The organism is Verrucomicrobiia bacterium, from assembly GCA_019634625.1.
Taxonomy (GTDB): Bacteria; Verrucomicrobiota; Verrucomicrobiia; order Limisphaerales; family CAIMTB01; genus CAIMTB01.
The window spans coordinates 1-14,457 of sequence record JAHCBA010000080.1 but is presented as its reverse complement, the minus strand read 5'-3'; the positions used below and the strand labels follow the sequence as shown (position 1 = coordinate 14,457).

Annotated in this window: 10 protein-coding genes and 1 tRNA gene; 2 read left to right on the top strand and 9 right to left on the bottom strand. The window is 68.6% G+C overall.

Translation table 11 applies throughout. The features are described 5' to 3' along the window. Positions 1–319: 319 nt before the first annotated feature. From KF833_24065 to KF833_24025, 9 genes are all read right to left on the bottom strand, one after another. Positions 320–1,684, bottom strand: coding sequence for a DegT/DnrJ/EryC1/StrS family aminotransferase (locus KF833_24065; GenBank protein ID MBX3748393.1), 1,365 nt, complete (start codon positions 1,682–1,684; stop codon positions 320–322). Between the two features lie 335 nt (positions 1,685–2,019). Further along, positions 2,020–2,095: transfer RNA gene (locus KF833_24060), tRNA-Arg, on the bottom strand. Positions 2,096–2,396: 301 nt separating this feature from the next. Further along, the gene (locus KF833_24055) at positions 2,397–2,816 is read right to left on the bottom strand and encodes a putative toxin-antitoxin system toxin component, PIN family (GenBank protein ID MBX3748392.1); all 420 of its coding nucleotides are present in this window, start codon (positions 2,814–2,816) and stop codon (positions 2,397–2,399) included. Beyond that, positions 2,813–3,079: an AbrB/MazE/SpoVT family DNA-binding domain-containing protein gene (locus tag KF833_24050; protein MBX3748391.1), complete on the bottom strand. Its 267-nt coding sequence runs from the start codon at positions 3,077–3,079 to the stop codon at positions 2,813–2,815. The genes KF833_24055 and KF833_24050 overlap by 4 nt, the downstream gene beginning before the upstream one ends. 695 nt (positions 3,080–3,774) lie before the next feature. After that, entirely contained in the window at positions 3,775–4,182 is a 408-nt protein-coding gene (locus KF833_24045) for a PIN domain-containing protein (protein MBX3748390.1), read from the bottom strand. Further along, the gene (locus KF833_24040) at positions 4,179–4,391 is read right to left on the bottom strand and encodes a hypothetical protein (GenBank protein ID MBX3748389.1); all 213 of its coding nucleotides are present in this window, start codon (positions 4,389–4,391) and stop codon (positions 4,179–4,181) included. Before KF833_24040 ends, KF833_24045 begins: the two co-directional genes overlap by 4 nt. Before the next feature lie 87 nt (positions 4,392–4,478). Then, positions 4,479–5,210, bottom strand: coding sequence for a protein-tyrosine-phosphatase (locus KF833_24035; protein MBX3748388.1), 732 nt, complete (start codon positions 5,208–5,210; stop codon positions 4,479–4,481). Continuing rightward, positions 5,207–7,261 (bottom strand): PQQ-binding-like beta-propeller repeat protein, encoded by a 2,055-nt coding sequence (locus KF833_24030; GenBank protein MBX3748387.1) that lies wholly within the window; start codon positions 7,259–7,261, stop codon positions 5,207–5,209. Before KF833_24030 ends, KF833_24035 begins: the two co-directional genes overlap by 4 nt. Positions 7,262–7,295: 34 nt before the next feature. After that, positions 7,296–8,474 carry a hypothetical protein gene (locus KF833_24025; GenBank protein MBX3748386.1) on the bottom strand — a complete coding sequence of 393 codons (1,179 nt, stop codon included), beginning with the start codon at positions 8,472–8,474 and terminating at the stop codon, positions 7,296–7,298. A 279-nt stretch (positions 8,475–8,753) separates the two neighbouring features. On the opposite strand from KF833_24025, the gene KF833_24020 reads away from it, so the two are divergent. Together KF833_24020 and KF833_24015 are read left to right on the top strand one after the other, a co-directional pair. After that, complete coding sequence (locus tag KF833_24020; GenBank protein MBX3748385.1) at positions 8,754–9,425, top strand: hypothetical protein; 672 nt, start codon at positions 8,754–8,756, stop codon at positions 9,423–9,425. A 1,546-nt stretch (positions 9,426–10,971) separates the two neighbouring features. Then, on the top strand, positions 10,972–14,253 hold the full coding sequence (locus tag KF833_24015) for an error-prone DNA polymerase (GenBank protein MBX3748384.1): 3,282 nt from the start codon (positions 10,972–10,974) through the stop codon (positions 14,251–14,253). The last annotated feature ends 204 nt before the right edge of the window (positions 14,254–14,457 follow it).

Sequence of the window (14,457 nt, the reverse complement as noted above, 5' to 3'; positions counted from 1 at the left end):
GTTGGCCAAGAACCCGGACAACATCCCGCCCGAAACCCAAAGCGGTGCGGAGCACCGCACTCCAAATTGGCCGCAGGGGAGTGGAGCGGCAGGGTGAGGAGTCGCGGAGCTCGTCCCTTTGGAAGTGTTGGAGTGCGGCGCTTTGCGCCGCTTTGGATTGGCGCGAGAAGGGACCTGGGGTAGGCGGTTGGCCAAGAACCCGGACAACATCCCGCCCGAAACCCAAAGCGGTGCGGAGCACCGCACTCCAAATTGGCCGCAGGGGAGTGGAGCGGCAGGGTGAGGAGTTGCGGAGCTCGTCCCTCCGGACGGACGGTTTCTACCCGAGGGCGCGGGCGATGGCCGGGGCGTGGGCGTGAATGCGACGGATCGCCTCGGGGATGCGGTCGAGATGGTCCGGTTCCGCGAGCAGGACGGTCTGGGGAATGGCCACGGTGGTCTGGCAGACCTGCCGGTTGCCCTTCAATTCGTGGAAGCTGTCGCGGTAGGCCTTGAGGCGTTCACGGCTCCACAGGCGTTGGAATCCGCGGGAGGCGATGGCCTCGTCCAGCAGCCCGTCGTGGTACTGCTCGTGGTACACCGCGCTGCATGGGATCCCCTCGGCCGAAAGGGCTCGCAGGAACTGGTCGCGGGTCAGACTTCCGAACCGGGCCGGATCATATCGGAACGGGTAAAGGTGCCAGACCGCACGGCTGTCCGAAGGCAGGCGCACCGTCGTGATGCCCGGCAACCCCTGCAGGCCGCGGGTCAACTGGTCCGCGCGTGCCTGCCGGATGGCAGTTTCGCGGGCCAGCTTGTCGATCTGCAGCAGCAGCAGGCGGGCCTGGATCTGGGTGAGACGGTAGTTTTCGCCACGGGTGAAGTAGCCGTTCCCCTGATGACTGCCGAAGGCCCGGCCGCAGTTATGGAAGGAGTGGCAACGGTCCACCAGTGCTGCATTCATCCCGGTGACGGCGCCGCCTTCGCCGGAGGGAAGATGTTTGGATTCCTGAAAGCTGAAGCACCCCAGATCGCCGAGGGTACCGCACTTGCGACCCCGGTATTCGGCCATCCACGCCTGGCAGGCGTCCTCGACGACCGCGAGTTGATGCTTCCGGGCCACCGCATTGATGGCGTCCATGTCGCAGGGCATCCCGAAGATGTGCACCGGCAGGATGGCCCGGGTCCGATCGGTGATGCGCGCCTCCAGGGTGGCGGGATCGAGCGTCAGGGTGGCCGGGTCGGTGTCTGCGAACACCGGCAGGGCCTTGCGGTTGAGGATGGCGTTGTAGGTCGCGATGAAGGTGTACGGCGAGACGATCACCTCGTCCCCGGCATCGACGTCCATGGCATTCAGGCTGACGATCAACGCGGTGGTGCCGCTCGAGGTGGCGAGGCAGGAGCTGGCGCCCAGCAGGCTGGCGTAGCGGGTCTCGAACTCGGCGACCCATCCGCCGGCCCCGCGGAACCAGCGGCCGCTGCGGAAGACATCCAGCAGTTCGGGTTCCCAGTCCGCCTGCCACTGGGGCCAGCGGGCCCAGCCGCCCTTATGGACCGGGGTGCCGCCGAGGAGGGCGGGCCTGGCGGTCTCGGCCGCGTAGCTGGCGGGGGCATTTCCGGCGATCAGGGTTCCCACCGCCAGGGAACCGGTGGCGGTCGTACTGAGGAAGCGTCGGCGGGAGAGCGTGCGGTGTTCGGATTCCATGGGGAAGGACCCTGACGGGCGATTGGTGTTGGGAACGGAGGCACCCTGACAGTCCTGGAGCGGGAGTAAAGCCGCGGGTGGGAGGACCCAGCCACGCGGTGCCTCCCGGAGTTGTGGGTGAGGAGGCAGCGAATCGGAGGGACGAGCTCCGCGAGTCCACAACCCAGCGCTCCACTCCGCTGCGGCCTCGTGGAACTCGGCCCTCCGAAGCGATGCCTGGCGAAGTTCGCCGCTTTCCCCACAACTCCGGGATGCACGGGCCGAGGGCGCTCATGACGCTTTTGAAACCCGCCCGAGCCATCCCTCGCTGGTACCCGGCCCTGGGGAATCCGGAGTGGTACTCCCACCAGGAATTGAACCTGGATCAACGGTTTAGGAAACCGCTGCTCTATCCATTTGAGCTATGGGAGCACGCGCCGAGCCGGCGTTAGTAAACCGACATCCGGCCCGATTCCGCAAGGTGGGTCTTGCCGCTGCCTTTAGGCGGATGGCGGACGCTCAACGATTTGCCGAGCAGCCCGACCAAGAAGAGCCGATATCGGAGCAGCGACCTCGCGGCCGCGGCCCCATTGGCTCGCAGATGATCAACGTCTTCCGCAGGGATGGAGACTTTGAGTTCCGGGCCAACACCGTAGGTGCCCGCCGGGACTCGTGGTCTTGGCAAGGCATCGTTCCTCCTTGCAGGGCGGGTTTCAGCCCCGCCTGTAGGGACTCACCGACTTGCTTCCTGCAGAACTTCCAGGAATCGCGCGGGCGATAGTACGGGAATCCCGCGGATACTGCCCACCGCCTGGACATGCTCCTTGTCGCCGCTGACCAAGAAGTCCGCCTCCCCAGCCACCGCGCACTCGGCGAAGACCGCATCGTCCATGTCCCCGAAAGCGTCTGGAATCCTGACCGCCGGAAAAACGAGTTCCGCGTCGTCGCGCAACGCAGCAACCCAATCCACACGGGCCTTGTCAGGATGCCGCTGCCGGAGACGTTCGAACACCTCGGTGTATTCCGCCAACATGGGCGGGCTCACGAGTGCGGTGAATTTACCGGCGACCCACGCCTCAAGGCACTGCCAGCAGGTGCCTCGCCAGAAACAGGCGCTGGCCACGACGTTGGTGTCGAGGACCACGCGTTTCACGGCTTGGCGGCGCGTCGGTCACGACGGACGGCTTGAATCGCCTCGGAGAGCTGTCCGGCGTCCGCTGACGTCATCTCAGGCAACTGGCGTCCTCCGGCGAGCAGCGCGCGGATACGGGCTGCGGTAAGGGGCTGGCGTTTGCGCAGGACGATCAAGCCATCGCAATAGCCGATATCGACTTGGTCTCCCTGCTTGAGGCGGGCCTGTTCACGGAGGGCCTCCGGGATGACCAACTGGCCTTTGCTGGAAATGGTTGCCTGCATTGGGCGGTAAGGCTGCGCTTACCCAGAAAAGATTCAAGCTCGGTTCCGCCGCAACGTCCCGCGCCATGGTTGGTCGGTTGAGGATCCAAGTTCTGGAGGATTGGTACCGCGTCATGAGCCGCGGGTGATCCCAGTGACGCGAAATCTTGTCACCCGCGTTGTCACCCAAAGCCGGAATTTTGGGGCTGCAAGGGTCCCGTTGTGGCAGAAGGGGGCGCCGGTGGAACTGGTTTGGAGACAGGGAGTTGTCTGCTTATGGCTGGGTGGGTCCAAATGGGCCAAAACGCGCCGGATCGAATTAGGAAACCGCTGCTCTATCCATTTGAGCTATGGGAGCGACCCGGTTGGAGGACGGTTCGAGCCAGGCCATCAAGGCTGGTCGCTGGGTCCTCCCGCACGACGGGGGCGAGCGTACCAGTTCGAGGAATCCTGTCGAGATTGCCTCCAGTCGGGTCACCGGAGCCGGTGCATCCCGGAGTTGTGGGTGAGGAGGCAGCGAATCGGAGGGACGAGTTCTGTGAGTCCTCAATCCATGGCACCACTCCGCTGCGGCCTCGTGGAACCCGGCCCTCCGAGACGACGCTTCGCGAAGTTCGCACTCTCCCGATAAATCCGGGATGCGCGGCACCGGAGCCGGCATCGGCAAGGCGAATGGATTCGCGGGCTTTTCTGCTTACGGCATGGATACGGCTCAGTCAGGCGCCCCTGGGCGAGATGAGCGGGATGACCTCGCGTTTGTTGCGCCGGTAGATGCGGAAGTCGTCGCGGTCCACGGTGATCACCGCGTGTTTGGGATGCAGTTCGCTCAGGCGCACCAGGCAGAGATCAGCGAGGTCGGGTTGGCGGTCGCGGTACTTTTCCGCAAGGGCCGCCAGTTGCGGCAGATGATCGTTGCAGTCGAACGCCAGCTCGACCAAACCCTCGCGGACCATGGCCAGCACGAGCGGGGCGTCCCGCAGATGAAATGTGGCCTCCGCCAGTACAGCTTCGCAGGTCAGGAGGGGTTCGGTCACCTGGCGGGCAACGCCTGCCGCCCAGTCGTGGTGCCGGTCCCGCCGGTTGGCAAACGCCACAAGAAAACCGGTGTCGGCGATGCCCTTCATGACCTGGTGAATCCCTTGCGGGAGGAGAGGTCGGCAGCCCCTTGATGGGTACCTGCCAGCCGCATGAAGGACCGCTCACGACCGCCCGCCATGGCCTTCTCCAGTTGTTCCCGAATCAGCCGGCCCTGCGAGATGCCGGCCGTCGCCGCGGTCTCCTCCAACCAACGCGCGAGGTGCTCGGGAAGACGAACCGTGAATGTGTGACCCATACGGCAGAAACGTAGTCACCCGGGTTCCGGGCGCCAAGCGGGATCCTGCGGCCCGAGGTCCCGCGGAGGTCACGATCGAGCGACAGGTCAGCCGGCTCCCGGTCCGGCGAGGTGGAGGCGCACGGTGTGCATGAGGTAGAAGATTTCGCGGGCGATCTCGCGGCAGCGCTCGTCGTAGGCCTGGGTTTCCGTGGGCAGATCGTCGCAGAGACGCGGGTCGGCGTAGTGCATGGCATGGCGCGCCACGGAGCCGGCCACCGCAGGGCAGGAGAGATCGGCCGAGCTGCACGTCATCAGGGCGATGAAGCCCTCCCGCGGGTTGGCGTCCGCGTGGTAGAGCTTCGAGTAGGCCCGCACGGGGGGGCGATCGGCGGCGTAGCGGACGAGGTAGAGCGGGTTGTCGCCCGAGGTGGCGTCGGTGATTTCGAACCCGGCCCGGCGCATGGCGGTCACGGTGCGGCAGTTGCATGCCGTCACCTCGGTGCCGCCGGAGAAGGCCCGCACGCGCTGCAGGCCATGATGATAGGCCGCCGTGGCCGCCCAGATTTCGGAGAGATGGGAACGCCGCGAGTTATGGGTGCAGATGAAGGTCAGGTCGGCCAGGTGTCCGGCGCGAAGACGGGCCAGCATGTCGGACGCCACTTCATCGAGCACTGCGCGACGTTCGGGGGGCACCTGGTCCAGTTCGCCTGCGAGACTCTCCACGTAGTCCCGCAGTTCCGGGAGGAGATGGGCGCCGGGGCGGACGGCGTTGTCGGGCGAGCATGCCAGGGCCAGCCAGGCGAGGAGCAGTGGGGCGACGGTCTTCATGGCGTTCATGGGAGGGAATGGGTCCGGTCCGACTGCGGTGAGAGATCCACGCACAGGACCAGGCTGGCGCCGCGCAGGTAAAGGCGCGAACCGGCCAGCGCAGGGTGGCAGTACACATCGGCCTCGTCCGGGAGCACGAGCAACCTTGAGAGCACGACGGGTTGATCCGCCCGGGCATCGAACAGCACGAGTTCCCCGGCTGCGGTGATCAGCAGGACCCGTTCGTCGTCCGCCAGCAACGTGGCGTAATCGCCCAACGCCGGGTCGTCCCAGTGCCAGACCGGTGCGAGCCCGCGGGCGAGATCGAGGCAGTGGAGGCCGTCGTGGACGCCGAACAGGCGTCCGGCCGTTGCCACCGGAGTCATGGTGTCCGGGGCCAGGTTTGCGAAGACGGCGTCGGGCTGGGCGGCGGGGATCCCGTCCGGCCCGAACCGGTACAGGCGGGTGCCATTGCTTTCCGCGGAGAAGATGAGCGCGCCGCCCGCATGGACGGGCGTTGGCACGTTGAAGTCGCCGGATCGGGCGGGCCGCCGTTCCCACAGGCGCTTCCCGGTGCGGGGGTCCCAGCCGCCCGCCGATTGTGCGTCCAGGCCCACGAGCTGCCGACCTCCTCCGGCGTCCACGACGATGAACGAGGCGTAGGCGGCCTGGGTGCCGGGTGAAGTCCAGCGGGTCTGACCGGTGTCTGCATCCAGTGCCGCCACCCCGGCGGTTGGCGCGCCAGGATTCACGATGACCAGTCCGTCCACGATCAGCGGCGTGGAGCAGGTGCCCCAGGGCGGGAGCGTGCCATGAAATTCCCCGATCAGATTCCGCCGCCAGCGGAGCCGTCCGTCCGCCAGGTCCACACAGCGCAATTCCCCGAAGGCGCCGAGCAGATAGGCCCGCCCGCCATGGAGGACCGGGGTGGCTCGTGGCGACTGCCCGTAATCCAGGCGGCCGGGCGCCGCAAATTCTGCGCGCCAGACGGTTTCCCCGGTGTCGGCGTCCAGGCAGCGATACACGTCGCTTTCGTCGGCCAGGTCGCGTTCGGCCAGGATCACACGCCCTTCCGCCGCACTGAGACCCGCCAGACCGTCAGGCATGGCTGCCCGTTTCCATACGAGCGTCACCGCGTCCGGCAGGCGGGAGGGCAGTTTCGGCACCCGACCATCGCGGCCGGGACCACGCCAGTCCGGCCAATCCGGTGCGGCGGATGCCGCCGGGGCGGCCGTGCGGAAGCCGTCGCGGGATTCCAGCGCCTGGCGAAGCGTGTCATCGAGGCCGAGCAGCGCCTCCCGCAGGTTCGTCACCCGCTCCGGCAGCATCGTCGGGTCGGTGAACACCGTGACGAAGGGTTGCGGCGCCGTGCGACCGATCACTTTCAGGCTCCCTGGAGTGATGCTGCCGCAGCCTTCGAGCAGCCGCAGCACATACTCCGGCATCACTGCCACCGGGGGCGGCGTTGCGGCACTGTCCAGCACGTCCAGTCCGACCTTCGCATCGTATCCGCGCTGGACGAGCTGAGGGGTCGGGTTCAACCCCGCCTCCACGAGCCCTTCGGCGAATGCCGATTGGGCGGCGTCGGCGCCTGACAATCCGACCAGGATCGTGCGGCCAGCCAATTCAGCCAGGCTGGCGGCCGGGTCGTCCCGTCGGGCCGTCACCACCGCCGAAACGGTCGCGGTGCCGTCCAGGCCGGTGAGTTCCGCCAGCGGTTGCAGGGAACGGCCGGCATTGGCTGCCGCGCTGGCGGTGACGGAGCGTTCACCGATGACGACGAGGTCCGGCCCGGCGGGCAGACGCCCCAGGGAGTCCGCCACGTCATCCGCGAACTCGATCGCCACCTGGCACCTGAGGGCGTCTTCGAGGTGGCGGGCCAGGCGGCGGTAGTCCCGTTGACCGAAGCCGGGGACGCAGGCGCAGGCCAGTTCGCGGGCGAGGGGGTCGGCCACCAGCAGGAGCAGGGGTTTCTGAGGTGGCGCGCGGAGTTTGGCCTGGATGAACCACACGCCCACCGCGGCCAGTGCCAGCGCGACCACCAGGGCGGCCGCCAGACCGATTCGGGGGACGTGGCGCATGGGTGGCGGAAGGCGGTGTCCGGTGCTTCGGAACTCAGCCCTTGCGCGCGAAGACGCGGATGGCCCGTTGCTTCGTGTCGAGAAGGTAGAACTGCCGGCCGTCCGGGCTGACATCCACCGTCATGCGCACGCAATCGCCGCTGCTGCCGGTCACGGCGAGAACCTCGATGAATTCGCCGCTCGCGGAGAACCGCTTGATACAGGTGGGCGGACCCGATTCGCCCACCAGCACGTCGCCATCGGCCAGCACGCGCAGATTCTTGGGCTCGCAGCAGCCGCCGAAGTGTGCCGGGTCGGTCTTGCCCGGACGGCCGAACTGCGCGACTTCCCGGCCATCGCGGTTGCGTCGCTCGACGCGATGGCGGCCGTTGTGGGCCACGTAGAGGCTGTCGGCATCCGCGCCGAGGTTCATTTCCCCGCAGCAGCCGCGAAGGCGTTCGGCCACCAGTTCGTGTCTGGTGAGATCCAGGTCGTACCGGTACACGCGCCAGGTGAAATCCTGCGGGGCGGGCAGGGCCACGAAGAGGTCCCGGTCGGTGGCGGCCAGGCTGCCGACCACCGCGCGGCGCTCATCGAGCGAGCGTCGCAGCCGGTCCAGCTCCTCCTCGGCCGGGCGCTGGGTATGGCGCGCCGTGTCCCTGGCCATTTCCTCCAGTTCGGGAGTGAGCGACACGGCAAGCTGCGCCACCGGTGAACCTGCCGTGGCCAGCACCCGGCCCCCGGCATCCAGGTGGAGAAGCCGTCCGCTGCCGCCGACGAACACGGTGCCGTCCGGCCCCAGGGCGATGGCGTTGGGTCGAAGGTCCAGCGGCAGGGCCTTTTCCAGCTTGCCGGCGGCGGAGAACCGCAGCAGGGCGCCCGGGGTGCCGGCTGGGATGCCCGCCGCCTCGCCCTCGGGCGCGACCACGGTCACCAGAAGGCGTCCGGTGGTGTCCACGACGAAGTTCCGCACCTCGCCGGGCACGCCTTCCCTGGCGGGCCGGATGACGGCGATCTCCTGGCAGGACGGCTGCCAGCGGGGGTCGCGCTCGCGGGCCTCGGCATCGGCGCGGTGGGCAGCCGCGGGGTTGCCGAGCAGGGCCCTGAGATCCGCGAGATTCATGCCGCTGCGGTTCAGGATGAATTGCGCTGCCGCGGCCAGTGCCAGCAGGGCGGCGACGCCGGTCACGGCAAGGATCCCGCCCACCAGCAGCCAGATTCGTTTTCGGGACATGTTCAACTTGAAGGGTTGAGGGTGAGGTCGCACCGCCGGGGTTGGCCGTCCGCCCGTCGAAGGGTTGAGGAGCCATCCACCGGAGGATGCGGCATGCAAGCAGGACCGGGCGCCCGTTGCACGGGAAAAGTCTGAGGTGGCGAAAAGCGGGAGCGATCCGGTCGGCAGGTGGACCGCGGATGTCCCACCGGGTCGGGCAGGATGGGCGGCGAAAGATTCCGGTTTCCCGGCAGGGGCGGGGCGCTAGGGTGGTTCTCCGCGCCGGAGTCTGGAGCCGCCATGCCCGCTGCCACGAACATTGTCGAACTGCGCCGGATGCTGGGTGAGCGTTTTCCGGAGGCTCATCGGGCCCGGCGGCCCGGCGGGGCACCGCCCTGGCCAACCGGGGTGCCGGCCCTGGATGCGGTGTTGGGGGGAGGGTTGGTGCGGGGCGGATTGACGGAACTGGTCGGGACGGGGCCGGGATCGGGCAGTGCCCAGGTGCTGCATGCGTTGCTGGCGCGGACGGTGGCGGACGGGGGATTTCTGGCGTTGATCGACGGGGCGGACAGTTTCGATGCCGATGCGCCGACGGAACGGGAGCTGGCGCGGTTGTTGTGGGTGCGTTGCGGGAAGGCGGAGGAGGCGTTGAAGGCGGCGGACGTGGTGTTGCGGGACCGCAATCTGCCGTGTGTGGTCCTGGATCTGAAGATGAACCCGGCGTCCGAGCTGCGGCGGATCCCATCGAGTGTGTGGCATCGGCTGGGACGGATTGCGGAGCATCAGGGCACGTCCCTGCTGGTGGTGACTCCGTGGCCGATGGTGGGGGCGGTGGGGGTGCGGGTGGAGGCGCGAAGCGGGCTGGGGATCGAGGCGCTGCGGGAGGAGCCGGCGATGGTGCTGGCCCGGCTGCGTTTCGGGCGGTTGCGGGAGGCGGCGGGACGGACCGGCGCGGCGGCGGTGGCCGGGTAGGGGGACGAGCGATGAGCAACCCTGTTGGAATCTGCGAGACGGAGGCCGGCGTTCCCGGGAGGTTTGCGGCGATCCATGTGCCGCAGTTCGCGTTGCAGGCGGCGCTGCGTCATGAACCCGAGGTGTGGGGACGTCCGGTGGCCCTGGTGGAGGGAGGAACGACGGCTCCCCGGGTGATCGAGGCCACGAGGTCGGCGCGGGCGGCGGGGGTGGTGGACGGGATGACGGCACCCCAGGCGCTGGCGCGTTGCCGGGAGGTGTCCATCCGGGCGCGGGTGCCGGCGGCGGAAGAGGCGGCGGGGGAGACTCTGCTTCAGGGGGCCTACGCCTTCTCGCCGCACCTGGAGGCCACGGCGCCGGGATGGGTGATGCTGGATTTGCGGGGCCTGCCGGACTGGAACGGACCGGGTCCGGTGCCCGAGGCGGCGCGGGCGGCGTGGGGACGACGGTTGATCGAGGCTCTGGCGGCGCTGGGTTGGCGGGTGCGCGTGGGCATCGGGCCGACGCCGAATGTGGCGCGGCATGCGGCCCGCTGGGGAGGGGAACCGTCCACGGCGGGCGTGGGGTGGCATCCCGATTCGATGCTTCTGGAAAGCGGGGTGAACGAGAATCCGGACCCGGGTGACGATCGCGAACCGGGCTTCGGCGATTCGCGATTCGCGATTCACGATTCGCCACGGTTCATGGAACGGCGGGCCGGCGATGGAGCGCCGGTGCCGGGTGTGGCGACGGTCCGGGATCCTGCCGCGATGGTGGGGTCGCTGCCGATTGCTGCGTTGGAACCCTCGAGCGATGCGGCGGACCGCCTGGGGCGTTGGGGGCTGGCGACGGTGGGCGAATTGCTGGCGCTGGGGGCGACCGATCTGGCGGACCGGCTGGGTCTGGAGGCGCTGGCGCTGCTGGCGGCCGCATCGGTGACGGCCACGCGTCCGTTGAAGCTGGCGGCGCCGGCCGAACGGTTCGGGGAGGAGCGGACCTTCGAGGCCGAGATCGAGACGCTCGAACCGCTGCTGTTTGTGTTGCGACGGTTTTTGGAGGGACTGGGACGTCGTTTGGAGGCCTGCGGGCAGGTGGCCGGGGTGTTGATCCTGCGGTTGGATCTGGCCTCGGGCGAACGGATCGAGCGGCGTCTTGAGGTGCCGCAGCCGACCTGCCGGGTGGAGGTGCTGTTCCGGATGCTTCACACCCACCTTGAGGGAGTGCGGACGGAATCGCCGGTGCGGGCGGTGGGGTTGCGGGCCGAGCCGGCGCGGCCGGAGCAGCGGCAGTTCGGGTTGTTCGAGGTGGCGGTCCGGGATCCGCACCGGTTTCAGGAGACGCTGGCCCGGCTGGCCGCGCTGGTTGGGGCCGACCGTGTGGGATCGCCACGGCGGGAGGACAGTCACCGGACCGACGCGGTGACGATGGTGCCACCGGACTTCGATGGGGAATGGGCGGGGCTGGAGGAGCCGGTGCCGGAGGTGCTGCGGCCGGTGCCGATCCGGCGGTGGCGTCCGGCCCGTCCGTTCGCGGGGGAACGTCCGGCATGGAGGACGGCGGCGGGGCCATGGCGGGCGTCCGGGCGGTGGTGGGATGCGGAGGCGTGGGACCGGGAGACGTGGGATGCCGGGGACGAGCAGGGGCGGGTGCTGCGCTGGGTGTGCGAGGCGGGCGGGTGGCGCATCGAGGGGGAACTGGATTGAAGGCGCGCGTCCAGCGGGGGAGGAAGGCGGGCTACGTCGAACTGCATGCCCGGAGCGCGTTCAGTTTCTTGCGGGCGGGTTCCCTGCCGGAAACGCTGGCTGAACGGGCCGCCGAACTGGAGCTGCCGGCGTTGGGGATGTGCGACCGGCTCGGATTGTACGGGGCGCCGCGGCTCTCCGGGGCGGCCCGTGCGGCCGGGGTGCGTGCGATTCACGGGGCGGAGTTGACGTTGGAGGACGGGTCGGTGCTGCCGGTGCTGGTGGAGGATCGGACGGGGTATCGCAATCTGAGTGCGCTGCTCACGCGGGCGCATCTGCGTGCGGCCAAGGGCGGGGCGCGGGTGCGCTGGGACGAACTGGCGGAGGCGGGGCCGGGATTGGTGGCGTTGACCGGGGATGCCGAGGGGCCGCTGGCGCGGGCCTGGCTGGGGCGGGTGCCCGGGGGTCCGGAGAGGGTGCTGGATCGGCTGGTCCAGGCGTTCGGGCGGGACGGTGTTTTTGTCGAGTTGCAGCGGCACCGGCGGCGGGGCGAGGAGCGGTGGATCGGGGCGGCGGTGGGGATGGCCGGGGCGGCGGGACTGCCGTTGCTGGCCACCAACGGGGTGTTGTATGCGACGCCCGAGGGACGGCGGGTGGTGGATGTGTTCACGTGCCTGCGGGGGCACACCACGCTCGACCTGGCGGGCCGGACGCTCGAGGTCAATGGCGAGCGGCATCTCAAGACGGCGTCCGAGATGGCGGCCTTGTTCGCCGATCTGCCCGGGGCCGTGGACGCCTCGGTCCGGTTGGCGGAACGCCTCCGGTTCGGTCTCGACGATCTGGGCTACGCCTTCCCGACGTTTCCGGTGGGACCGGGTGAGACGATGGAAGGGGTGTTGCGGGAGTGGACGTGGCAGGGGGCGCGCGAGCGGTATCCCGGGGGTGTTCCCGGGCGGGTGCGTCCGTTGCTGGAGAAGGAACTGGCCCTGATCGGGAAACTGGGCTTTGCGGGGTATTTTCTCATCGTCGCGGACCTGATCCGCTTCTGCCGGCGGGAAGGCATTCTGGTGCAGGGACGCGGCAGTGCGGCCAACAGCGCGGTCTGCTTCTGCCTGGGCATCACCGCGGTGGACCCGGTGAAGTTCGAGGTGCTGTTCGAGCGTTTCCTGAGCGAAGGCCGCCGGGGCTGGCCGGACATCGATCTCGATCTGCCGAGCGGAGAGCGGCGGGAACGGGTGATCCAGGAGGTGTACCGCCGGTATGGGCCGCACGGCGCCGCCATGACGGCCACGGTGATCCGCTATCGTGGACGCAGTTCGGCCCGCGAACTGGGTAAGGTGCTGGGATTCCCCGTGGACATGCTGGATCGGTTCTCGGCGCTGTTTGCCCACGGCGACTTCCCGCACAGCCTCGACCTCGAAGCCCAGATGGAACGGGCCGGTCTGGCGCGATCCCATCCACGGGCGCCGGTGTTCGCCGCGCTTTACCGGCAGATGACGCGGCTGCCGCGGCATCTGGGTCAGCACTCCGGCGGGATGATCCTCTGCCAGGGGGATCTGCACCGGGTGGTGCCGCTGGAAAACGCCGCCATGCCCGGGCGCGTGGTCTGTCAGTGGGACAAGGACGACTGCGAGGATCTGGGGATCATCAAGGTGGACCTGCTTGGGCTCGGCATGATGTCGGTGTTGCAGGACGCCGTGCAACTGACCCGCGACCGGGGCAGCCCGGTGGAGCTGGCCGGTCTGCCCAAGGACGACCCGGCCACCTTCGAACTGCTGCGGCGCGCCGATACGGTGGGTGTTTTTCAGGTGGAAAGCCGGGCGCAGATGGCGACGTTGCCGCGCCTGAAGCCGCGCTGCTTTTATGATCTGGTCATCGAGGTGGCCATCATCCGGCCCGGCCCCATCCAGGGCGACCTGGCGCACCCCTACCTGCGACGTCGCGAGGGGGCCGAACCGGTTCGGTACTGGGACCCGCGGGTTCGTCCGGTGCTGGAGCGGACCCTTGGGGTGCCGCTGTTTCAGGAACAGATGCTGCAGATCGCGATGGTTCTGGCGCACTTCACCGGGGACGAGGCGGAGGAGTTGCGCAAGGCGCTCAGTTTTCATCGCAGCGACGAGCGGATGCGCCGGTCGCAATCGCGGCTTGAGGAGGCGATGCGCCGGTCCGGGCTGGCTCCCGGGGTGGCGGGCGAGATTGCCCGGGCGGTGGGGTCGTTTGCGCTCTACGGATTTCCGGAATCGCACGCCATCAGTTTCGCCCACCTCGCCTACGCCAGCGCCTACCTCAAGGCCCACCGGCCGGGCGAGTTCTATTGTGCCTTGCTCAACAACCAGCCGATGGGCTTCTACACCCCCGCCACGCTGGTCAAGGACGCAGCCCGCCACGGCCTGCGGGTGCGCCCGGCTTGTGTGGGCACGTCCCGGTGGGAATGCACCCTTGAATCGGATCGGGTGCTGCGCCTCGGACTCCTCCAGGTGCGCGGACTCTCCCGAATCCGTACCCTGGAGATGCTCGCCGATAGGGACCGGCGCCCCTTCGCGTCCCTTGCCGATTTCAAGCGGCGCACGCGGTTCAGTACGGCTGAACACCGAATCCTCGCCGAGGTGGGTGCGTTGAATGTCTTCGCACCGCACCGGCGGGCCGCCTTATGGGAGGCCGAGCGGCTCGAACGGCCGGATGACCTGTTCGAGCGCTGGGCGAGTGCCGGCGTGGATGCGATGCGGGACGAAGATCCCGGCCCGCTTCGGCCCATGAATCTGCTGGAACGGACTGGGGCGGATTACAGCGGACTTGGGCTGACCACGGGCCCGCATCCGATGGCACTGGTGCGGGCGCGGTTGCCCGAGGTCTGGACCGCCGCCGAATTGGGGCAGGCCCGCTTCGGGCAACGGATACAGGTGGCGGGCCAGGTGATCTGCCGTCAGCGCCCGGGAACGGCCAAGGGGATCTGCTTTGTGAGCCTCGAAGACGAGACGGGCATTGCCAATGTGATCGTGTCGCCGGGACTCTTCGAAGCGTGTCGTCTGACGCTCACGACCGAGCCTTTTCTGTGTGTGGAAGGGGTGGCGCAACCGCGTCATGGAACGGTCCATTTGCGGGCGGAGCGGGTGAAGTGGCTGAATCTTGGGGAAGTGGCGCCGGGCGCCTCGCATGATTTCCGCTGAGGACGCTGAGGAATCTGCACCCCTTGGGTGCGAATGCTTCCCTGGCCGATCTGTGCCGGGCAGTGATGGGTCTTGGGTTGCCTTGCCCCTGACACAGCGGTTTACCCCACCGCATCCACTCGCAGATCCCGCAATACGGCAAGCCCCGGGATGGGGGCGCCGCGAATGATTCGCGCGCCGCTCTTGCGCCGCTTGCCGAATTTA

What these genes read in the sequence shown, in the direction of transcription:
- KF833_24065 (MBX3748393.1), bottom strand. Translation starts at nt 1,684, where the DNA reads ATGGAATCCGAACACCGCACGCTCTCCCGCCGACGCTTCCTCAGTACG.
- KF833_24050 (MBX3748391.1), bottom strand. Translation starts at nt 3,079, where the DNA reads ATGCAGGCAACCATTTCCAGCAAAGGCCAGTTGGTCATCCCGGAGGCC.
- KF833_24045 (MBX3748390.1), bottom strand. Translation starts at nt 4,182, where the DNA reads ATGAAGGGCATCGCCGACACCGGTTTTCTTGTGGCGTTTGCCAACCGG.
- KF833_24040 (MBX3748389.1), bottom strand. Translation starts at nt 4,391, where the DNA reads ATGGGTCACACATTCACGGTTCGTCTTCCCGAGCACCTCGCGCGTTGG.
- KF833_24035 (MBX3748388.1), bottom strand. Translation starts at nt 5,210, where the DNA reads ATGAACGCCATGAAGACCGTCGCCCCACTGCTCCTCGCCTGGCTGGCC.
- KF833_24030 (MBX3748387.1), bottom strand. Translation starts at nt 7,261, where the DNA reads ATGCGCCACGTCCCCCGAATCGGTCTGGCGGCCGCCCTGGTGGTCGCG.
- KF833_24025 (MBX3748386.1), bottom strand. Translation starts at nt 8,474, where the DNA reads ATGTCCCGAAAACGAATCTGGCTGCTGGTGGGCGGGATCCTTGCCGTG.
- KF833_24020 (MBX3748385.1), top strand. Translation starts at nt 8,754, where the DNA reads ATGCCCGCTGCCACGAACATTGTCGAACTGCGCCGGATGCTGGGTGAG.
- KF833_24015 (MBX3748384.1), top strand. Translation starts at nt 10,972, where the DNA reads ATGGCGGGCGTCCGGGCGGTGGTGGGATGCGGAGGCGTGGGACCGGGA.